General features: G+C 62.7%; 1 protein-coding gene. It reads left to right on the top strand.

Going from position 1 to position 553, the window contains the following annotated elements; translation table 11 throughout:
* Positions 1-553 (top strand): IS66 family transposase (gene tnpC / locus M8006_RS17760; RefSeq protein WP_250084551.1); only part of this gene is annotated, 553 nt, incomplete at both ends.

Genomic DNA, 553 nt, shown 5'->3' with positions numbered 1-553 from the left:
GCAAATACGCCTGCCCAACCTGCGAAGAAAACATCCAGACAGCCCCGGCACCGGCCAAACTCCTGCCCAAGAGCAATGCCAGTGCCACCCTGTTGGCTTACGTGGCCACCGCCAAGTACCAGGATGCTTTGCCGCTTTACCGGCAGAGCCAGATCTTTGCCCGGCACGGCGCCGAGATCCCGCGCAATACCCTGGCCCGTTGGATGGTGCAGGCGGGTGGGCGCCTATCACCGCTGATTGAGACGCTGCGGCAACATCTGCTGACATCACCCTTGATCCACATGGATGAGACCACGCTTCAGGTCAATCAAGAAGAGGAACGCAAGGCCAGCGCCAACTCCTATATGTGGGTGCAGCGAGGCGGGCCGCCTGGGCAACAGACCGTGCTGTTCGCCTATGATCCCAGCCGTGCCGGGCGCGTGCCCGTGCGCCTGTTGGGTGACTATGCGGGTTGCCTGGTCACCGATGGCTATGAAGGCTACGCCGAGGTCGTGCGGCGTAACGGCATGACGCACGCTGGTTGCTGGGCGCATGCGCGACGCAAGTTCGTCGA

The sequence above is a fragment of the Halomonas llamarensis genome (assembly GCF_023555005.1).
GTDB lineage: Bacteria > Pseudomonadota > Gammaproteobacteria > Pseudomonadales > Halomonadaceae > Vreelandella > Vreelandella llamarensis.
The sequence above is the reverse complement of the archived record's forward strand: the minus strand, read 5'-3'. Positions and strand labels throughout refer to the sequence as shown.